Genomic DNA, 21,974 nt, shown 5'->3' with positions numbered 1-21,974 from the left:
TTTATGAAAGAAGAATTTGATTTCGAGAGTATCAAGAACAAGGCCATTGAACAGCTGAAAGCCGGCAAGCCTTTGTTGGGTAAGGACGGCGCCTTTGCCCCACTATTGGAAAGTATATTGAATGCAGCCCTGGAAGGAGAGATGGATGCACATTTGACAGAAGAAGAACGCCAGATGGGTAACCGTCGTAACGGAAAGATGCAAAAGCAGGTTCAGACTCCCTTGGGCGAAGTAACCGTTTCCACTCCCCGTGACCGTAATTCGAGTTTTGATCCCCAGTTTATCAAGAAGCGTGAGACTATTCTGGCAGAAGGTGTTGCTGACCGTATAATTGGCTTGTATGCAATGGGAAACAGCACAAGGGAAATCAGTGACTGGATGGAAGAAAATCTTGGGAATCGTGTTTCGGCCGACACAATCAGTTCCATCACAGACCGTGTACTTCCGGAGATAAAAGCATGGAAATCACGGATGCTTGATTCTGTTTATCCTATAGTCTGGATGGATGCCATTCATTACAAAGTAACGGATGAACGTGGCTGCGCGGTAACCCGTGCAATCTATAATGTACTGAGCATTGACAGGGAGGGACACAAGGAGTTACTTGGAATGTATATATCAAGGAATGAGGGAGCAAACTTCTGGCTCAGCGTGTTGACAGACCTTCAGAACCGTGGAGTTGAGGATATTCTCATTGCCTGTATAGACGGTCTGAAGGGGTTTCCTGAAGCCATTCAAAGCGTTTATCCTAATACAGCCGTACAGCTTTGTGTAGTACATCAGATACGTAACTCCATCAAGTATGTAGGATCCAAGAATCAGAAGGAGTTCTTAAGGGATTTGAAATGTGTCTATCAGGCAGTCAATAAGGAATCCGCAGAAAATGAGCTCCTCAAGCTGGATGAAAAATGGGGTGAACAGTATCCTGTCGTTATCAGATCCTGGCAGGACAACTGGGATAAGCTGTCCGAATACTTCCAGTATACTCCGGTCATCCGTAAGCTTATCTATACCACAAATACCGTTGAGGGGTATCACCGTCAGATCCGCAAGGTAACAAAAAACAAGGGCGTGTTCCCATCGGATACAGCCCTTGAGAAACTTGTTTATCTTGCATACCGCAATATACGTAAGAAATGGACCATGCCACTGGCCAATTGGGCTACCATCTCGCAACAACTGGCTATAAAGTTTGGAAACCGGTTTAAATTATTGTAATTTTACGCTCGTCGGGACGGGTGGTCCCGCCCCTTGGCGCGGGCCGTTCCCCGACCGATGAGTTTTCTAGAGATAAATAATGCGTGACACAGTTTATTTTACACTACCAAGCTTATAGATTTATATATTAAATTCCCAATATAGACTTAAGTTCCTGCAGATCTGCAGCTTGAATACTCCTTGATTTAGGAGACTGAGGAACATACACCACCATAATGAAACCACTTTCAACGGATAATCTAACCCCCATATTATATTTATCCGAATCATTATTGATGAAGTAATATGCACCATCACTATCCTTCCCTATTACCTGATATCTCTCTGACAGAAATTTAGCTATTTCTTCAGTATACGAATAGGAAAGAGCTATAGCTGAAGAAGTTAATTTTCCATTCTCAAACAGATAAGCAACGCTCTTTACAGCACTATTCTCGCCTCTGTATCCCAATGTACTTGTTTTATCCTCCAGAATAGTACGTTTCTCTTTAGCCTTAACAGTTGCCTTATCCACACCAAATTCCAATACAGGTTCTGTGTAAGTGCTATATTTAGCATTTACCACAACTTCACACAGCGCCTCTCCATTATCTGAAGTTGCAGTGATAATTGTTTTTCCAACATGATTTCCTTTGATTATTCCATCCTCACTTACTTCAGCTACAAATTCACTCTTTGAACTCCAAGTAGCATTGTCGTTTACCGTTACTTGTTTTGTGTCGCCCGAATACAAAGAAACTTGATTAGCACTCAGAGTTAGTTTCCCATCTTCACTTTTACTACATCCGGCAATCACTAAAACAGCCGTCATTAAAAATAAAATCTTTTTCATTACTTGTTAATATTTAGCCAGCTTATTTCGTTTGTGCATTCATTTTACCAATTCATATCCCACCTATGAATCCTTTATGTAAAACGTGATAAACATTTGGCAAAGATACAAATAACAACAACATAACAACACTAATCCGTAATAATTATTTCTATAAATTACTCACTAATCATTCTCCTTATCAAATCTCTATTCCCCGGATCATCCGCATTGATCACCTCGCCATCTCCCCGACCTAACTTTTTACGTTCTTCTTCGCTAAGATACACAGTAGTAACAGCATCGGCAAACAACATATTCAGATTGACATAGCTAATTCCCCAAAGTACGTAGTCCATTGTCCATCCATAGCGCTGGCAGGCAAAGTCTATCAGCAGTCCATAGATACTCTTTCCCCCGAAAGTGATGCTGCTCCCCTCTCCCTTTATCCTGCTGATTCGTGTTTTCATTTCCCGGTCTGCATCGATACCAAAATATCGGATGAACTCTTCTATCTTATCACTCGAAAGGATAATAGTCAAAATGGTAGCCAAATCTTCCACCGACGCTTCATCCTGAAAAAGCCTGGCACGCCGAAGTACTTTCTCCATATCCAGAATACTCTTTCTATCGTTGAATGTAGAGTAAGCAATGACCTGACAGACAGATTCCGTTTTCTCTTGGCAGATTCTCAGCGTCTCAACAAGCGGATTAATGGCCAGAAGCTCCATATTGACATCCATCGAGAGATACAAGTTCTTCAGTATTTGCATCTTACCCAAAGTAGAAGGATAGAGACATAGTTTATTCTTACCGATACTAAAACTGATCGCTTTTTCCACGATAGCATCGGATATGTTGATTTCGATTTCTTTATTTATGTTCATAGCGGAATTTATAAAAGAAGAGCGCCATGACTAGCGCTCTCCATTGACGTAAAAAGAATCTTATTCTGCCGGAGTAGCAGGAGTATAAGGTTTCACCTGATCACCGGTGGCAGGTTTCAATACATCTACCGTGTATTTCCACTTCTTACCTTCGGCGGTGTCGTATGATTCTTCTACAGAAACCACAGAACGTTCGATCAGGATACCTTCGCATGTTTCATCTTCCGGAGTAAGACGGAAAGCATACTCGCCTTCAACTACTCCGTCAGAGTCCTTGATCGGTTTTTCACGACCTTTAGCCGCACGGATTTCAAACTCGAACGCATAAGTATTTCTGGCATACTTCACTGCTTCATTTTCGCCTCCCTCTACCTTTGCTTCTTTCTTTTCACCTTTGGTAGGAGTCAGTTTCGTTGAACTTTCCACCGGGTCGCAACCTAGTTTTGTCCATTCTGACGGTGTAGCTCCGTTCACACATTTTCCAAACTCAATTGTGGGTTTTCCCCAAGATAATTGTGCCATAATTTAAATTGTTTAAATTTTTAATTAATAAATAATATATAAAAAAGCTAGCTTTAAACTGTTCTTTCTTTTGAATCACAGGTCCTGTTTTCTAATTCGCTGGTAAAAGTACTGCCAATATCAATGACTGGTAAATTTTCAGTTCCCCCAGCCGTGACATCTTACCCGAAGTCATAAAATAGGATTTTGAGGTATGATTCCGTTCTCTTTCAGACGACTCATAAATTCGTCACATAGCTGATTTACAATCTTTCTATACCCTTTGTAAGTGGTATAAAACGATTTTATTAATTTGCAAAGATTGGAAACAGCAGACGGGGAAGTAAATCCGAATAATTGTGCCAGCTTATCCCGAACACCACTTACTATTCTTCCGCCAACTAATGCAATAGGAGAATAAAAAAATAAGATAACGAAAAGAAATTGTCCTTTCTGATCGGTATTCTGTACTCCTGCTTCCTCACAGCAACCGGACAATTCACAATACCATTTATACAGCATGGGTATATACTCCAATTCTGTTAGTAAAGGAGTTGATAATGCCATTTCCCTCTCCATCAATCTGAGCTTCTCTTCATGTATTGATTTCAGTTCTTCAATTTCTAAAAATTCCTGTAACATAGCCTGTCGTTTTTAAGATTATTACTTTATTAACTCTTCTCTTATGTGAGTTTCTTTTTCTTTCTCTTCGATGCGCTTAGTCCACCCCCACATCATAGCAGAGTAAATAGCATTCGTGTACAAAAGAATCTCTCTCCCACTCGTGAGAAACTCTACCCTAAACGCTGCATTCCTCGCAACGGTCCGCAAATTCTTTTTTATATCCATAAAGACATTCATTTTGGTTGTTCAATTCAATAATACAAACTAGATGTTGAGAATATTAATTAGCAGTCAATTAGCATATTATATTTTAAGGTCGTGCCATCTTTTCATCTATTGTATGCATTGTTTGTTGATAATCCGATAAAAATACTATCATTATTAATGTTTGAATAAAATTTACTATACCAAACCATGACATCAAAGACAAAGTCACAAAATAGATTTATTCTCTTGTTAGTCCGGTACTTATTCTTACCTTTGCATCGTCTTAACCGACAAGATGTTTTTACCAATTCATAAGGAAGAGTTAATTGTTTTTCCCACACAAACTAAAAATAATCCCTTATCTTTTAGCAACTTCATCTGTATGAATTAATCTGTTGCACTTGAGCAACCGTCCTGTTATACTTGTGCAATATTCCTGTTACACTTGTCTATCCCGGCTATTACTCAACTGCACCGCAAACAATGGCTATTGAAAGGAGTTATTATGAGCATACTTTACAAAACAACCCGCTTCGCGGATACATTCACAGGAGATAAGGAGACAAATGTCCGGGTACAACTGCTATCATGGGATACACTGGACACCAAAGCATTCGTAGAATATCTGGCAACCAAATACAACCTATCCAAAGGAGAAGCATACAAAAGCCTCAGCATAGTACTGGAAGGAATGGAAGCCGTACTGAAAGACGGAAACATACTCAATCTGGACGACTTCGGCAGTTTCTCTCTAAACGGAAATTTCTGTGAAGACAAAGAGCCTGACGAAAACCACAGGGCAGAATCCATCCAAGTGAAAAACGTAGTTTTTAAAGCGGACAAGAATCTAAAAAAACGTATTTCAGCTGCCGGATTTGAGAAGTACAATCCAAAGAAACACAATAAACGGAAATATTAATTGCATGGAATACGATCGAATTTACTCCATCCGGAAAGGAGAATACTTTGCGGATGCGCTAAAACGTGCAGGAAAAGATTTTATTCCTACCAATTGCATCATCAACAAACTGCTGCCGGGACTGGGTGCCACGCACTGTGAACTCACAGCACCACGCAAATCCATTATCATCGAACCGAATGTACCCGTCATCGAGTCGAAAGCAAAGGTACATAAGAATGCACTTGCTGTCTATAAAGGTGTAAGCATCCGGCAGATCGCCGACTTTCTGGAAGCAAACCGGGAGAAGGATTATAAACTACTGACTACCCCCGAAGGCTTCAACAAGATAAAGGAAGCCATGCAAACGGTGGATATAGATATGTATACCGAATGCTTCATCTTGTTTGATGAATGCGAGAAGCTGGTACAGGACGTGCACTACCGTGACTCTATCCGCGAACCGATGAATGATTTCTTTCGTTTCCAGAACAAGGCACTGATTTCCGCTACACCTATCGTACCCGAAAAGGACAGTCGTTTTGACGGTTTCATGCGGGTATTGATTCAGCCGGATTATGTCTATCGGCAGAAACTGAAACTGATTACTACCAACAATGTGCTGGAAACCCTGCAGGAAGTGATTGAAGCCAAGAGAGGAACTGTCTGTATTTTCTGTAACAGTATAGATTCGATAGACAGCTTCTACCGGTTGATACCCGAACTAAGCAATGCCTGCACATTCTGTAGCGAAGACGGACAATACAAGCTCTGGAAAGGAAACCGCCGCAAAAAGTCAATGATGATCACCGAACTGGAACGCTACAATTTCTTCACCTCCCGCTTCTACTCGGCGGTAGACATACTCTGCAAAAATCCGCCTCATGTGATTTTCGTCAGTGACTTGTATGGTGCCGCGCAATCCGTTATTGACCCTGCCACCGAGGCAATCCAGATTATCGGACGTTTCCGGGGCGGAGTCAACAGTGTGACACACATCGCTTCTATCCGACCGGAACTGGAATGTATGTCTTCTTCTGAAATCGATCACTGGATTCAGGGAGCTTCCACCATTTTCAACGGCTGGAAAGCGCAACTGGCACGAACTACCAACATAGGCGAACGCACCTTACTACAGGAAGCCATCGGAGAAAACTCTTACCTCCCTTATCTGGACGAAAACGGAAAGCCGGATTCGTTTCTGATAGCCAACTTCTATGAAAAGGAACAAGTGAAACGCTTGTACACCTCTGCCGATCTGCTGCACCTTGCTTACGAGCAGACCGGATATTTTGTCTTCTCGCACGAAGAACGCCTGATGCCGGTTTCGGATAATGAACGCATGGCTATCCAGCATCGTCTGGCAAAGAAAAAACGGGCAGAACTGATCGTCCGGAAACTGGAAGAGATGGAAAAGATGAGCAAAGCTACCGACAAGAAAATACAGAAAAGGTATCAGCGTATGTTGATGAATCTGATTACTTCTACCGCCGACAGGTATATATACGACTGTTTCTGCCGCTTCGGAGCGGAATTTGTAAGGGAAGCCGATTATAATGAGAATAAATTGCGGACAGCACTAAATGTGAGTAGCGAGCATACGATTAAGAAGTCCGGACAAATGCGGACATATATCCAACGTGCTTTTCCTGTGGGTGCTGAAATATCCGTGCAGGAAGCGAAAAGTATGCTCAGACAGGTATATAAAAAGATGGGATTAAACACGGGACGGGGCATAACGACGAAAGAACTGGAACAATATGCGGAAATAGAAAACAGCAGGAATCGCGAAGCCAGAATGATTAAAATACTGAAACACAAATAAATGAAAGAAAAATGCAGTTTTGATCCGGAAAAAGACAAAAACATCCTATAGTTTTTTGCAAACTTATTTTAAAAACAAGTCATTTTCAGGGGTAAACCACTGATTACAAACGCTGTGACATTTTTGTTTATCCCCGTATAATACTTAGAATAAAGACAAAAATGTCACAAGCGGCTAATTCTATTATTTACCGAATCATGAATACTTTTTCAAACGCCTGCGTGCAAAGAGGGCCAAAGCAAGCACAACACACAAACCCGCTCCCCATATCCATAACAGTAAATCTCCCCCTTCGGTCTTTCCATAAGAGTGCAAGCCGCTCAGGTAGTAGTTTACTCCAAACCAAGTCATGATAATGGAGAGAATGGAGACTACGGACAGCAAATTGTAACACCAAGTTGTTTTACCTTTCAGCAGCGGGATAAAACGGATATGAAGTACCAGTGCATAGACAACAATAGAGATTAAAGCCCATGTTTCTTTCGGGTCCCATCCCCAGTATCTGCCCCATGAGACATTTGCCCAGATGGCACCGAGGAAGGTTCCTGCCGTCATAAAGAATAAGCCGAGAATCATTGCCATTTCATTCAGTAAGGTAAACTCACGGATACGGAAGAGAAGCTTCACCCGATTGGTGGCAGAAAGCAGATTCATCAAGATAAGATTAAACAGTCCCGTCAGCGCACAAAGTGCGAAGAATACATAGCCGATCATGATAATGGCGACATGAGACATCAGCCAATACGACTGAAGCACCGGAACCAAAGGAGTTATTTCCGGATTCAGATGGTTCAGTCCTGCCACGAAAAGCATGATTCCGCCTAACAGTCCGGCAAGCGCAGGGAGAATACGGAAACGCCGGGCAAACAAGAGGCCTCCGCCAACGAGCAGCCAGGAAGTGCAGATCATTGATTCGTAAGCATTCGCCCACGGTGCACGTTCGGAGATATACCAGCGCAGTAAGACACCGGTCGTGTGTGCAAGGAAAGCAGCGATCAGAAGAACAATCAGTATGCTGCTCAGTCTGCTCCCCCATTTGAAATCCGCGATAATCTCTCCGCAGGCTATGAAAAGTAAGATTCCGCCCAAAATCAGGTAAGCCAGACGACACCAGAAGAACAGGTTTAACTGATTATAGAGAAGCTCCGCTTTTACTCTCTGATTGTCAATAGCGGGAGTTTTACTTTTAGCTTGCTGGAAGATATGCATCATATCGACAATCTTGTCCGCTTCTTTCCAGTTATTAGTGCGGACACCATTACCCAATTCGTAGATATACCAATCCATGATTTTAGAAACAAACAGGGAATCCTTATCATGAAAGACGGTTTGTTCGTCACCTGCCGAGTACCATTTTCCCTGAACGTCGTTTTCGTCCGGGAAGAGAGGCAGAAGTTGATGTTGCATAATACGGTAGACAATATTCACCGATTCATCCAGTTTTAACAAATCCGAATCCATTCGTTTCCGTTCTGAAGCGGATTTTGCATAGATGGCATTCACTTCATCGGTCAGCACATAATTGCCGTCGGCATCAAAGACATCCTGCCATGCGATGTATTTGCCGTCTCTTCCGAACCGTTGAAGAATATCTTTATTATCGACCTTGATAAAAGGATAGCCACCCCACTCATCCGGAAAAGCGAGAAGATTCAGAAAGAACTGGTCTGAATTGATGCTGTTCAGCTTGTCCGCTCCGTAAAGTTTGCGCAGAATGGCGGAAGTGTAACTGTTGACAGGTTCAAGGCGACCATTAGGATTGAGCAGTACCAGACTGCCGAATTTCCGGGCGTGCGGGGCAGGAATGCAAGGTAGCTGCGAAGAAGAAAGCGTTTCCTGCGCATATGACGCCTGTGTACCCAAAGCACCGGATAAACCTAAAAAGAGAAGCAGACAGAAAGGAGCATTCTTTTTCATCTCCCCCAGTTCCCTGCGCAAACGCCCGAAACGGGACTTCTTACTGAACAGAGTCAGCACAAAGCCGGCAAACAGCAGGAAATAGCCGATATAGGTAATCTGCATACCGGGACGGTCATAACTTACGGACAACACCGTTCCCTGCTCATCCGGATCGAACGAAGACTGAAACAAGCGATAACCATCCACTTCAATCACCTTATTCATCCGGACCGTAGCCTGCAAAGGAGCTTCATTCTCCTTCTTTATCACCAGATCGCTTTCATAAGACATCGGACTGTGAGAGCCCGGATAACGCTTTAACCGGAAATCATCGAGAGTGACAGAAAAAGGCAGGGAGGCATTTCCCATCCCTGCCCCTTCATCGCGCATCATGCGGTCCACCGTTTCCCCCTCACGGATGTGCATGATTCCTGTTACTCCTGCATAGTGAGTAACAGCCGCCCCCAACCAAATAAAAACCAAAGCCCCATGAAAGATCAGACTTCCTTTACTGATTCTTTTGAAATAACCTCCCTGAAGAAACATGGCCAACAGATTGACAGCCTGCAAGAGTTGCAACAAAATAAACCACGGAGCATAATAAAAGTATTCGCGCGCAACGGCCGGACCGGACGAATTTTCCACAAAAGTGGCGATTGCCAGTACCAACGCATAAACTCCCGCTAATACGTACATCAAAATCGGAGAAGCGATCAATCGAATCAGTTTCATCAGTTTTCTGTTTTTACAAATAAGCAATACCTTCTATTTCTACAAGCAGTTCTTCCCTGCATACATCGGCATAAAGATAGACAATAGGAACATCGGGACAAAGTTTGTCCATATCTTCTTTTACAATCTTCGCATCCTCTTCATGCTTCAGATACACACGGAGAAGTTCCAGCTTGCCGGAATGTTCCGGAAGTTTCTCTCTCCCTTCTTCCAGACCAATCAGATGCTGGATATTCTCCAGTGTGATTTCCGTCTGCACAAGCACGTCGCCCGTCACGATACTTTCTTCACCACGAATGGCGGCTGTGCCGGATATATAAATCATCTCCTGTTGATGATCGGACAACGATTTGCCTCTTTCAAACTTGGGAGTTCCCTTCTCCGCATCCGTCCGGTGGCTGATCAGGACTTCATCCGAATAGACATGGGCAGCTCTCTGCCAGTCATTATCCAACGGGATAATCTCTATTCCTCCTTTGACGGCATTGAAATCGACTAGTATTCCACCATGCTGCGTCCCGATTCCTGTGGCTGCCGGATATCCGGAAGCCCATTCCGAAGAAGCATAAAACTGCGAACGTATATCATTAAAATCCTGATAACACTGATTGCCGTACACAATATCCGTGATGCGTTCCAGATAATTCCACTGGCGGACAATATCACCGAAGCTCATCTGCTCCGCTTTCAGAATTTCTTCCGCTTTCCCGAACACCTGCTCCGACTGTTCGCGGACAGGAAGAGTCAAATCGTCGGCATAAAGTCCTCCCGCTATTATTTCCCGATAATGACCGGAAGTAACCCGAAGGTAGCGGACGGAAGAAGTCATCTGTTCTTCTACCGTCACTTCCTCACCGGCAGTTGCCGGCAACGAATGGACTTCCATGACCAGTTCTCCCACCAAAGGCTTTTGGGCTACGAGCGAAAGAACCGGACGGGGAGAAACGAAATGATCGTCCACCCATTGTTCCAGAAAAGACCGTTGGAGCTGATATTCCCGATTATCCTCACAGAATGTAAAGAATACAAGACGGACCACTTTTCCCCCATGTTCCTTTCCTTCCCCGCGAACGGCTGACAGAAGTAATTCTTCCGCCATTCGTTCCCAGCTCTTTCCTGCCGCTTTATAGATTTCACATTTTATCCGATAATATTTCATATTGCAAACTTCAATGTTTTTTTTATGCCACAGACATCAATTAATGATACGAAGCTACCCCCGCCGGTTTGTCTGTACTATATACGGAAGACATCGTCTGTAGTTCCGGAGTATTCTCCAGAGAGTAGAGCACATTCTTCTGGCGGTCTACCAGCAGCAGATGTACTTTCTCCTTCGGGTTCACGTGTCCCGTCCAGTTCGTAATCAGGAAACGTCCGTCGGAGAAGTACTGAAAACCTCCGAGAAACTTCAAAGGCTTTCCGGGAATATCCGCATTCGATATTTCCCAGATCGTTTTTCCTTCTGGAGTCACTTCTATCAATCTGGGGTTCTGATCTTTATCGGCAACAGCTATCAGCGTATGTCCGTTAGGCAGACGAGTCAGAGAATGAGGACCGCCGGGAACATCCAGCTTCCACACCACCTTGCCGTTTGCATCATACTCCTTCACACACTGGTCTCCATAATGAGCTACGAGGAAATGACCGTTATCCAGCCGCCGTGCATTACGCATGAATGCGAATCCGCCATCCTTCACACCTTTCGGCAGGATGCAGGTTTCTTTCACAATCTTCCCTTTGGGGGATATCTCCAGCATCCGTCCTGTAACACATTCGCCAACGAAAGTATTACCATTTTTCAGGCGTTGGCAGGCAAAGACCGGACTTTTTGATTCATAATGGAAAATGGTATCGTTCTGACGGGTCATTTCGAGCACTCCGTGTCCGGTGGTGAAGAGGATATTGCCGTTAGGCAATATCCACAAATCATTGGAATCGGGCGCTTTGTGCTTCCACACCATTTGGTTGTTTTCCATCACAAATACGATTCCCTGCGAATAATCGGCTCCGGCAAACGTCTTGGTCTGTGCAAACAGAGAAGAGGCAGAGAGCAGAAGCGACAAAAACGCAACACTACATATCTTTATCATTATTATTCTAAGTATTAATATAAACAGATATCTTCTTTACAAAGACAACACATACTCTTCCAGTTCTTCCAATTCCTTCTCAGTGACAGGCTTATGAGGTCCGTGAACTTTCAGCATATCCTTCATTGAATAGCTGCGCCCGTCATAAAGATAGGGAGCTGTACGCCAGCATTCATTCAGTGCCGGAACATCCATAGACAGTCCCTTGTCCGGACCCGTTGTCCAGTCTACCTTATACTGTTTCTGATCTGTATAGTACTCTCCGGAATGGCAGCTCGCACAGTTTTCTTCAAAAATCTTCTTTCCCTTCTTTGCCTTACCGGAAAGTTTACCGTTCACAAGGTATGGGCTTGGCAACGGTTTCAGGGATTTCAGATATTCGTCGATGGATTCGTATATTTCGTCTTCACCTTCCATAAACAGAATATACTTCACACCCGAACGTACCGCTACTTCGGCATTCTTACGGATACCGGTCGCCATACAGGGCGGAGTCTGATGCGAAAGCAAGAGTGTCTTGGTATTCTTCGGATTTCCCATGCCGTCATTCAGCAAGTCCCAGTTAAGTCCGTCCATGCGGGCGTCATTCGGATGACAGGTAGCACAGCTCTGCCAGTTCTGGAAACAAATAGTAGCGTCATGGAAATACATATCACCCTTTCCGACTTTCGTGAAAGCCAGCGGTGCACCCAAAACCTGCTTCTTCAGATTCTTGCCGTTCAAATCCATAGACACCAGTTCCGAAGTATAATAGTTGGCTGTGTAAATCTTATCTCCGGTAGCAACCACCGAACGGGGGCCTTTCCCCTGTGTCGGGATAAAGTCGCGGATACCATATAAGAATCCCGCATCATTCGGAATATTATTCCATGACTTCACGGAAGGAGTCACCATCTCCCCCTGCTTTGCCTTCGCCAAACGTTCGTGCAAAGCAATGCGGTCAATACGAACCAGCTCCTGACTTCCGGCAGCAGCTACGATAATCTGTTTATCATCCGGAGTGACAATCACCGACCACGGGTTGGCGGCTCCCTTCTGGGGAGTGTCCAACAATACGGAAGTCAGCAGTTTTCCAGCTTTCAGGTCGATAATGGACAGCGTGTTCGTAGCCATCCATCCGCGGTCCAGCTGATTGGTAGGCAACTGATAACGGGCAATCAAGTGAGTGACATACGCATACGTCTGATTTTTATCTACCGCTACAGACTTCGCATCGGTAGCGCCGTTCGGCAACATGATGCGTCCCGTCACCTTCTTTGAAGGGACATCTACGATATCGAGCTGCACTGCAATAGGATAAGCCGTAGAGGACATTTCCGGCAGATTATTGGCAATCAGCAGGCAAGAGTCGCCCGCAAACGGAGCCATAGCCACCGGTTCACGACCGACCGCAATCTTTGTCTTTACCTTACGGGTTGCCGGATCAATTTCCCACAACTCATTGTTGAAGCGTTGTGTCACCCAAAGCGATTTGGACACCGGACTGTACAAGATATCCGAAGGCGTAGCACCGCTCTTTGTTTTTGACTGCACCGAAAGTTTCTTTCCATCCAGTTCGTACATCATGCCGGTGTTTCCGTCGCATACCACCCAAAGGTTGCCGGACGGGTCTTGTGTCATGGCGTTGACGGGCGAGGAAAGGGTCACTTTCTGTTCCGCCTTCTGTCCGTCGGACGACATTTTGATTAATTCATTGCCTGCCCTGTTCGTTACAAACAAGGACTTTCCACTGTCCGCCAGAAACAAACGATCCGGCGAAACCGTCTTTGCATCTTCTTTCCAACTAGCGCAAAGAAGTATAGCTACGATACTAACAGGTATCAATATCTTTTTCATTATTTCTGTTGTTTAGTTTGAAGAGATTGAATGTACTGGCGAATATTCTCCTGTTCCTCCATGCGGGCTTGTTTCCGCTTCTTATCGTAGCGGTCGTAAAACTCCCGATCATGATCCGACCAGTTGTTCGCTTCCCGGTAGTCACCGATCTGAGGAACGAGCAAGTCGATCCAGAGAGAAACTTTACGTATCTCCTGCGGTGTCAGCTTCGTACCTCCATGACCCTCTTCCAGACGCTTGATCAGATTACTCTTGTTGGACCCTGCAAAATAAGGAGGCAACAAAGTAGGCTGGGACAAAGCACTGATCCAGTTTACTTCAGGATGATGGGCATCGCCTCTCCATGCTCTGTCGGGACCATCCGGACGGGCATGCGTCAGACTGAGATATGAGTCCGTATATTTTCTTTTACTCTGTTTGTCCACTACCTTCAGTTCTCCTTTCAAGCTCATCGGGTGTTTCACTCCGTCATGACAAGAGATACAATTTCGGTCCCAGATAGGCTGAATCTCTTTCAGATAGCTGAAGTTACGTTCTCCCATTTCATCTTCCGGAGCCAATGCCTTGATTCCTTTGTCCATTGCCATGGATACCCGATGACCTGCCACCGGAACCGTATTCTTGTGTTCATGGCATCCTACACAACTCTGAACTTCGTTCGGCTGCAAGGTAGACCAGCTGCGCATCGTCTGCACTACCCTTCCCTTATCGTCCAACGCCTGGAAGTAAAGCGGTCTGCGGGCAGGTACTTTAAAGAAAGCGGAACCGTCGGGATATACATCCGTCACTCCGATCACTCTCTTCACGTCCCAAGCGGCATTGCCGACTCCTACCGGAGAACTTGCCAATGCGCCACCTCCCTCATCATTACCATTCACCTCGCCCACACCGGCTGCACGGAATTGAATTTCTACGATACGAAGCTGTTTGATCGTTCCGGGAGCCACTCCTTTCAAGCCATTCCCTTCATAGATATTCTGCATATAATATACTCCTTCATTCTTCGTATAGTCTACAGAAGTCGAGCGGTGGAACGGACGTTTACGGGGAGCAAGCAAGATAGGCTGATTGCAGGATATCTTCGAATCAGCAACCAGTAATTCGCGTTCTCCGTTTGCATTCATCCAATAAATGCCAAACTCCATCGGATGTCCGATATGGTATCCCAGCGGAGTATAGGAAATCAGAAATTCCGTCTCGTTCAGCGGGAAAGGATGCTGGAACTGGTCAGTAAACTGTCCGTAGCTATCTATACGCTCTGCCTCGGGCTTGCGCACCGGAGCAACAAACATGACACCTTCATTCTCATCTCTTCCGGCTTCGGGATCAATAATACCCAATTTACCGTGCTGGGGATTATGATGTCCCATGAAGACAGTCATCACTTTACGTGTACCGGGAATCTGACGGGTATGCGCTACCGTTGTCGGGAACCAGCTGTTCATTCCGTAATATTCGGCCTGTCCCGTTCCGTCAGGATTCATCTGGAACAGAGGTTGCGCCCATACTTGACCACGGTCATTATAGTCCCAACGAGTGTAAACTACCCGACCATCGTCAAGCAAAGTCGGCGTAGTAGTATGCACCTGGTCGAAACCTACCTGACGCATATAACGGCCTTCACGGTCGCAGAGGTACATATTGCTGACTTCGGTAAACCAGCAATCCACCGCACTCCCGCTACGGGTAGAGTTGAAAAGTATATTCTCATCCGGCAGGTAGATGCCTTCGATATCGGCATGTCCTTTTCCGAAAGTCAGTTGCTTGACCGCACGTGTCTTTAAATCCATCTCATACAAATGGAAATCATCGTCTTTTGCAGACTTCTTCCAGGAGAAAAGCAGGTGCTGACCGTCAAAATGAAGATTAGGGTCACGATATACACCGTCTTCGTCCGTCAGCAGTGTTTCTTCCTCCGCCCAGATACCGTTCATCTTAATCTTCGACAGCGAACCGCCTGCAAAGTAGTTGCACTCGGCACGGGCATCGGAAACGCCTTCGGTATAAGCAAAGAAAGAAGGACGCAACGTTCTGAACTTCGTAAAAACAATCTCCGGCTGATTGGCAGTGAAAGTTTCCAGACGTTCGGCACGTCTTCTCTCGCACGCTTTCAGATAAGACTGGAAAGCCGCTTCAATACTTTCCGGAGTATCATTGACAGCAGTAGTAATATTCAGTTTCTGCATACGAAGGGAAAGCTGCCGGCTGAAAGAACCTCTGAACCAGTTTACATCTTTTCCGTCCTTTATGTCTTTCGCATCATTTCCATCCTGTAGCCACCAGTCATAATAAACCGGATAATCATGCATCAACATCCGGTGTGTATCTCTCACTTTACGTTCCAGCTCTTCCCTGTGATTCTCTTTCTTCTTTATCGTCTGAACCTCTGCAAACTGCTTCTGCATTTCGGCGATAAAACCTTTTGTGTCGGTTGGCTGGAAAGAAGTGTCCTTCGCCTGCCAGGCAAGGAACGGGACGAGCATGCAACATACCATCCCCCACTTCAACCACTTTATTAATTTCGATCTTATCATTTCAAATTCCTGTTTACCTTAAATTTACCTTTCTGAACCGGATATTACAGACCTTTCTTCAACTCTTTGTAAGCTTCTACAATCTGAATACCGCTTGAAGTACCGATGCGGGTAGCACCCACCTGAATCAATGCCAGTGCCGTATCGAGGTCGCGAATACCGCCCGCAGCTTTCACACCGATCACCGGACCTACCACACGACGCATCAATGCAACATCATGCACGTTGGCGCCTGCCGTACCGAATCCGGTAGACGTTTTTACGAAGTCCACACCTGCTTCCTTTGCAATGCGGCATACGGTTTCTTTCTCTTCGTCAGTCAGGTAGCAAGTTTCAAGAATCACTTTACAGATCACACCGGCAGGTTTGCAGATAGAAACCATATCTTCGATTTCTTTCTTTACAATGTCTGTCTGTCCCTTCTGCAAAGCACGGACATTGATGACCGTATCAATTTCGGTAGCTCCCTTGGCAATGGCATCACGGGTTTCGAATGCCTTGCACTCTACGGTATTCTGCCCCAGAGGGAAACCGATGGCCGCTCCTACACGTACACCCGAACCTTCCAGCAGTTTGACACAGGTTTCCACTTCCGCAGGGTTGATGGCTACCATCGCAAACTGATACTGACGGGCTTCTGCACAGAGTTTTTCGATGTTCTCCGCCGTTCCGAAAGGTTTCAGAAAGGTATGGTCAATCATTCCTGCCAGTTGTTCTACTGATAAATTTGCAATCACTTCGTTTATATTTTTCTTTTCCATTGTTTTGAGTCGTTTAATATGTTAGTTAATTGTTAGTTCTTAAAAAGTCAATACACATTTCAATACTTCACCCCGCTTCACGGCAGCGAAGGCTTCTTCTATTTCTTCGATTTTGAAACGGTGTGTGATGAAGTCGGAAGCGGAAAGTGTGCCTTCTTCAATCCATTGTGCCAGCGTGGTCATAGCCGCTTTCTCTTCCGAACGGGTAGGCCACTGGTGCATATGCAGGTCGAAGTTGTAAGGCGCTTTCGACAAATCGAATGTCGGATTCTTCGTCATGACACCATATACACAGACATCACCGCCCATTTTTACCAACGGCAATACGGAATTGACTACTACATCGAGCCCTACGGCATCAATCACGGCATCGTATGAACGACCGGCAGCAGCTATAAACTCCGGCGTGCTGATTTCAGCAGGTGTATATCCGTTGTCTGCTCCCATCCGGCGGGCTACTTCCAGTTTGGCAGGAAGCATATCGACGATATCAATCTGACCCAAGCCGAACAGCTTGCCCAACTTGACGAAGCTCAGTCCTACAGGACCGGAGCCTACCACTATCACTTTCTTTCCCGGAGTCAGGTTGAAATCCTTGAAAGCGCCCAGCACTTCACGCCAGGTGCAAGAGATCACCGCTTCTTCCGGCTGCACATGAGCAGGAACCGAGTTCTGAATTTCAAAGCTGTCCCAGCATCCCTGTTCGGGGGTAGCCAGTCCTTCTTCTTTCAGTACCTCGAAATCGTTCACCACTACATATTCGCTGAAACCGCCCCAGCCGCTGTTAATACCCTGCGCGCCAAAGTCGGAGATCAGACCGCCGATAGCACGGTCGCCTACTTTAAAGTTGCGTACCTTCTCGCCTACAGCCACTACAATTCCTGCATTCTCGTGTCCCAAAGCCAGAGGATAAGTATCTACTCCGGGAAAATGTCCCGCAATCAGTTTGCTGTCGGTCGCATTGCACAGTGCCACCATTTCTGTTTTCACCAACGCCTGATAAGCATTGATGACAGGAGTTTCGACCTCTCGTATTTCTATTTTGCCGGGAGCCGGCACAATTACAGATTTCATCGTATTCTTATTCATTTTTATAGGTTATAGTTCAGTTTTTGCTATCTCTGTGTACATCTCACACAAGGCGTGATAAGCCTGATCGAAAACAGGCATCCACGCTTCGTACTTCTTCACGTTTTCGGGAATAGGCTGCACCGTCTGCTCGATACGGACAAAACGGTCGATTACAGAGAAATCAGGGAAAACACCCGCACCGATACCCGCAAGGATGGCCGCTCCCATCGAAGTTGCCTCTTCGAGATAGTTAGGCACACGGATTTCCGCCTGATAGATGTCCGCCATCATCTGACGCCAGACAGGATTCTGAGCACAGCCGCCGATCACCGTCATGCGGTCGATAGGAACATGCTTGCGGAATATATTGATGATAAATCCGAGATTCAAGGTTACTCCTTCCATTACGGCACGCAACATATCACCATGTTTGTGTCCCAGCGTCAGACCGATGAAAGCCCCTTTGGCATCAACGTTCCAACGGGGAGTACGTTCACCCAGCATATAGGGAAGGAACAGGAGTTTATTCGCACCTATCGGAGAAGCAATGATCTGCTCGTCGATCAGTTCGAACACGCTGCGTCCCGATTGAGCTGCCAGTGCCTGTTCATTCTGGCAAAGCTGGTTGATCATCCAGTTGTAGGATGATCCTGCCGCCTGCATCGTTCCCGACGGATGCAGCATACCGGGCACTACATGCGCCCAGTTCATGGTACGGCGTTGTTCGTCTACAATCGGCTTTTCGACCGTCAGTGCTACCCAGGAAGAAGAGCCCAGATAATTGTACGCAGTGCCCGGAGCCACACAGCCGACACCTACTCCGGCACAGCTACCGTCGCCGCCGCCACAGATGACGGGTGTTCCGGCAAGCAGTCCTGTCTCACGGGCAGCTTCGTTGGTGATTTCTCCGATCACGTCAATCGACGAACGGACTTCGGGGAATAAAGAAAGATCGAGCTCTGCGGCTTCTATGATCTCTTCACTCCATTGCCAACGGTTCAAATCGTAGGCATTGGTTCCCGATGCATCCGAAGGGTCTGTGGCGATAGTACCGCACAAACGGTAGTTGATGTAATCTTTCGCATTCAGCATTTTGGCAGTCTGCGCAAAGATTTCCGGTTCGTGCTTCTTTACCCACATCAGTTTCTCCACAGAGTAAGAGGCGCTGATCCGATGTCCCGTGATTTCGTAGAAATGGAGCGGGTCTATCTTTTCGGTCAACTTTGCTTCTTCTTCCTGCGAACGCTGGTCGCAATAGAGCATGTGCGGACGAAGCGGATTACCGTCTTTATCTATGCAAAGACATCCCATCATTTGTCCGCTAAGAGCTACTCCGGCAATATCATTGGGTGATACCAGTTCGAGAAGTGCCTGTGTTGTGTCAACGATGGCTTTCCACCAATGGTGCGGATTCTGTTCCGCCCGGTTGCCGGAAGCATAGTCGGTAGGATAAGCAGCGGTACGCGAAGCTATCAACAGCCCCGATTCATCGAACAAAGTGGCTTTGTTCCCGCTGGTACCCAAGTCATGTGCTAATATATACATTTTATATTTTCCTTTTCAGTTAATTGAATTAGAGTGCCGCATTCGTGTATCCGGTAAGGCCGACGAAGATTCCTCCGACGATGCCGCCCAGTATAATAACTACCCAACGGGGAAACGCTTCTTTCAGCAATCCGCCGCGTGTGCCTTTCGGTGCGCAGAGCACGTCTGCAAAGATGAATCCCATCGCAATCGCCCATCCCATGTCTACCCAGGGGGCACTGCCGCGATTCCCCTGATGGATCAGGCTGAATTGCATCGGCAAGCCGTCGGCATCATTCAGCAATCCGGTAGAGAAGCCGAATCCGGGCAGTTTATGATTGACCAGCCAGAATGTTCCGATGATAAGGGCGGCTGCCATGAATCCGCCTATCGGACCGAAGTCCTTCACCAGCTTGGGCCAGCTCATCAATACGGTAAATGTCACGGCAAAAGCTCCGAAAATAGTGGTAATGATTCCGGCATGATACATACCGAACATCTCATTATAGGTTTGTAACCATTCGCTCATTGTGTTCTCCTCCTTATTTTATCTTTCGGGCACAGTCGCACGAACGGATTTTCCAAACTACAATTCCCGCCAGTGCACCGCCTATCAGACAACAGACCAGTGTAGGCACTGCATAAAAGAAATTGGTAATGTCTCCCTGAAAGCGGACGATTCCCCAGGCTATACCGGCAGAACCGATACACCAGCCCTGATCGAGCCATATTTTTCCCGGAGGATTCAAGATCGCTCCGTTATAATGATTCATATACCACATGATGCCGATAATCAGCGTTGCCGCCAGCCAGCCGCCCATCAGACCGTAAGTCTTCCAGAGTTCCGGCCAGATGCCGAAAGCGAAACCACCACAGATGGCGGAGCCGGCAAAGGTCGATAGATAGTATTTCATATTATAGATAATGTGTTCTTGGGTTGATAATGTGTTTTCAGATTGGTAATCAAGGCTTATTCCAGTGACAGTTTAGCTAGTGTGAAAGGCTTGTCGTGCTTGGTATTTACCTTGTCCGGTCCGGTCACCAGGTCGAAACAGGATACGATCACCTGACCGTTCCATACGATGGGTTCGCCCGGTTGGTCCAGTCCGCCATCGCTTCCATCACAATCGGGGCTTTGGGCGATACGCTGAATCTTTCCGTCCTTATCTACACGGGCAACGGCATTTGCAGAGAAATCTGCTACCCAAATATTTCCTTTATCATCGATGCACATACCGTCTGTGGTACGAAGCTGAGTCGTATCCTGTGCCCAGACATCGTTGCTGACAACTTTTCCTTCCGCGTCCATCTTGATACGATGGATTGCGCCATCACCGAAGTTACCTACAAAAAGGTCGCCCGCTTCGTTAAACACGATTCCATCCAGTCCGTATTGTACTTCCGGGTTCTTGGTGATTACCGTAGTCAACAGATTCTGATCTGCCGAAGTATTGGTTACTGCAATGTCACGGTCGTTCATATCAAAGCAATATACACCGCTGACAAGCAGACCGGAAGGGTCTTTGATCTGTGACAAAGAGCTTTGAGTCACATATAATTTTCCGTTACGGATACGGATACCATTGGGATGCTCCATGCCGGATGCTACTGTAATAGTTTCCTTCAACTGGTCATTTTCAAACTTCAGACGAAGTACACGTCCTTTGTTCTTTGCTTTCTCTGCACCGCTCCAGCCCTGATTGTCACTGATAAACAGGTCGCCCTCTTCATTGAAGGCAAGTCCCATCGGAGAAGCCCATCCGGTTTCTTCCAATACAGGCACATCCAGCCATTTTGAAACGGCTCCATCCTTAGTAATACGCATCAGGCAAGCAGGCTGTGTGATATCTGCAAAATTGGGACATGCCAGAATCAAATCTCCATTGGGAGCAATGGCCATGCCATCCGGTGTCGGACAATAGTCCGGCAATGATACAAACAGTTCACTCTTTTGCGGAAGAGTATTCTCTCCACTCTTTTGTTTGGGAGAAGTACATTGAATACAAGTTGCTCCAATCAAAGAAGCAGAAATCAGAGATAGTAAATAATACTTTTTCATGGTTAGCTGATACAAATGTTTATGTTTATAATTTGAGTCCGTTAGTTCGGTACGCAAACTTACTGGAAAATCTCAGCAAAGAAGGAAAACGACAAATCAATAAAGGACAAAATTTGTTCATTATGACGCAAAAACGCCCCTTTTTTCATTAAAAAAGGATATAATCCTTCAACAGAATGATTCATTTCATCTCTTGATTATCCACCGACAGAGAACTCAATAATAATAGAAATCACATTATTTTATGAACGAATCAGATGAACGGAACCACTAAAAAGAAGAGTTTATTTAGAAGGTGCCTCCGGTGTGGATGGAAAGATTTACCGGCTAGAATCTGCCGAAAAAAGAGAATATGAAGTCATGCGATTAATGAAACAATCCGGCTGAAAATACAAAGCGGCGCTTTGTGTGAGCTAAAGCTTAGCTTTAGGAGTCGTAAAGCTAAGCTTTAGCCTCCCCAAAGCGCTATGTTATTAACCGATGCAAAAATGCACTTT

The 21,974-nt window shown here is 45.7% G+C and carries 18 protein-coding genes; 3 read left to right on the top strand and 15 right to left on the bottom strand.

Translation table 11 applies throughout. The features are described 5' to 3' along the window. Positions 1 to 3 precede the first annotated feature (3 nt). Positions 4 to 1,218, top strand: a complete 1,215-nt coding sequence (locus BT_RS22380) for an IS256 family transposase (protein ID WP_005837038.1) — start codon at positions 4 to 6, stop codon at positions 1,216 to 1,218. A gap of 127 nt (positions 1,219 to 1,345) precedes the next feature. On the opposite strand, the gene BT_RS22375 is transcribed toward BT_RS22380, so the two are convergent. The 4 genes from BT_RS22375 to BT_RS22360 form a co-directional block, all read right to left on the bottom strand. Beyond that, positions 1,346 to 2,050, bottom strand: coding sequence for an Ig-like domain-containing protein (locus BT_RS22375; protein ID WP_008764585.1), 705 nt, complete (start codon positions 2,048 to 2,050; stop codon positions 1,346 to 1,348). 158 nt (positions 2,051 to 2,208) lie between these two features. Further along, entirely contained in the window at positions 2,209 to 2,916 is a 708-nt protein-coding gene (locus BT_RS22370) for a hypothetical protein (protein WP_008764584.1), read from the bottom strand. A 60-nt stretch (positions 2,917 to 2,976) separates the two neighbouring features. Continuing rightward, entirely contained in the window at positions 2,977 to 3,438 is a 462-nt protein-coding gene (locus BT_RS22365; RefSeq protein ID WP_008764583.1) for a hypothetical protein, read from the bottom strand. A gap of 171 nt (positions 3,439 to 3,609) precedes the next feature. After that, a complete protein-coding gene (locus tag BT_RS22360) occupies positions 3,610 to 4,059 on the bottom strand; it encodes a hypothetical protein (RefSeq protein ID WP_008764582.1) in 450 nt (149 codons plus the stop codon). A gap of 694 nt (positions 4,060 to 4,753) precedes the next feature. Here BT_RS22360 and BT_RS22355 point away from each other — a divergent pair. Together BT_RS22355 and BT_RS22350 are read left to right on the top strand one after the other, a co-directional pair. Then, positions 4,754 to 5,167 carry an HU family DNA-binding protein gene (locus BT_RS22355; RefSeq protein WP_008760098.1) on the top strand — a complete coding sequence of 138 codons (414 nt, stop codon included), beginning with the start codon at positions 4,754 to 4,756 and terminating at the stop codon, positions 5,165 to 5,167. A gap of 4 nt (positions 5,168 to 5,171) precedes the next feature. After that, positions 5,172 to 6,971, top strand: a complete 1,800-nt coding sequence (locus BT_RS22350; protein ID WP_008764580.1) for a hypothetical protein — start codon at positions 5,172 to 5,174, stop codon at positions 6,969 to 6,971. A 195-nt stretch (positions 6,972 to 7,166) separates the two neighbouring features. Here the strand turns inward: BT_RS22350 and ccsA are convergent, their stop codons facing one another. The 11 genes from ccsA to BT_RS22295 are packed head-to-tail and all read right to left on the bottom strand — an operon-like array spanning position 7,167 to position 21,477. Beyond that, complete coding sequence (gene ccsA, locus BT_RS22345) at positions 7,167 to 9,602, bottom strand: cytochrome c biogenesis protein CcsA (RefSeq protein ID WP_008764579.1); 2,436 nt, start codon at positions 9,600 to 9,602, stop codon at positions 7,167 to 7,169. Positions 9,603 to 9,615: 13 nt separating this feature from the next. Next, positions 9,616 to 10,761, bottom strand: a complete 1,146-nt coding sequence (locus BT_RS22340) for a PTS cellobiose transporter subunit IIC (protein WP_008764578.1) — start codon at positions 10,759 to 10,761, stop codon at positions 9,616 to 9,618. A 40-nt stretch (positions 10,762 to 10,801) separates the two neighbouring features. Further along, a complete protein-coding gene (locus BT_RS22335) occupies positions 10,802 to 11,692 on the bottom strand; it encodes a hypothetical protein (RefSeq protein WP_008760094.1) in 891 nt (296 codons plus the stop codon). Positions 11,693 to 11,728: 36 nt separating this feature from the next. Further along, positions 11,729 to 13,528: a YncE family protein gene (locus BT_RS22330; protein WP_008764577.1), complete on the bottom strand. Its 1,800-nt coding sequence runs from the start codon at positions 13,526 to 13,528 to the stop codon at positions 11,729 to 11,731. After that, the gene (locus tag BT_RS22325; protein WP_011109257.1) at positions 13,528 to 16,062 is read right to left on the bottom strand and encodes a hypothetical protein; all 2,535 of its coding nucleotides are present in this window, start codon (positions 16,060 to 16,062) and stop codon (positions 13,528 to 13,530) included. Before BT_RS22325 ends, BT_RS22330 begins: the two co-directional genes overlap by 1 nt. Positions 16,063 to 16,106: 44 nt before the next feature. Beyond that, positions 16,107 to 16,823 (bottom strand): deoxyribose-phosphate aldolase, encoded by a 717-nt coding sequence (deoC, locus tag BT_RS22320; protein WP_008764575.1) that lies wholly within the window; start codon positions 16,821 to 16,823, stop codon positions 16,107 to 16,109. Between the two features lie 39 nt (positions 16,824 to 16,862). Continuing rightward, positions 16,863 to 17,897: a zinc-dependent alcohol dehydrogenase gene (locus BT_RS22315; RefSeq protein ID WP_008764574.1), complete on the bottom strand. Its 1,035-nt coding sequence runs from the start codon at positions 17,895 to 17,897 to the stop codon at positions 16,863 to 16,865. A 24-nt stretch (positions 17,898 to 17,921) separates the two neighbouring features. Continuing rightward, complete coding sequence (xylB, locus tag BT_RS22310) at positions 17,922 to 19,439, bottom strand: xylulokinase (protein ID WP_008764573.1); 1,518 nt, start codon at positions 19,437 to 19,439, stop codon at positions 17,922 to 17,924. Between the two features lie 28 nt (positions 19,440 to 19,467). Next, positions 19,468 to 19,947 (bottom strand): Lin0368 family putative glycerol transporter subunit, encoded by a 480-nt coding sequence (locus BT_RS22305; RefSeq protein ID WP_008760088.1) that lies wholly within the window; start codon positions 19,945 to 19,947, stop codon positions 19,468 to 19,470. A 13-nt stretch (positions 19,948 to 19,960) separates the two neighbouring features. Beyond that, positions 19,961 to 20,332, bottom strand: a complete 372-nt coding sequence (locus BT_RS22300; protein ID WP_008760087.1) for a Lin0368 family putative glycerol transporter subunit — start codon at positions 20,330 to 20,332, stop codon at positions 19,961 to 19,963. 56 nt (positions 20,333 to 20,388) lie between these two features. Further along, positions 20,389 to 21,477 (bottom strand): SMP-30/gluconolactonase/LRE family protein, encoded by a 1,089-nt coding sequence (locus BT_RS22295; protein WP_008764572.1) that lies wholly within the window; start codon positions 21,475 to 21,477, stop codon positions 20,389 to 20,391. Positions 21,478 to 21,974: the final 497 nt, after the last annotated feature.

The organism is Bacteroides thetaiotaomicron VPI-5482, assembly GCF_000011065.1.
Taxonomy (GTDB): Bacteria; Bacteroidota; Bacteroidia; order Bacteroidales; family Bacteroidaceae; genus Bacteroides; species Bacteroides thetaiotaomicron.
The sequence above is the reverse complement of the archived record's forward strand: the minus strand, read 5'-3'. Positions and strand labels throughout refer to the sequence as shown.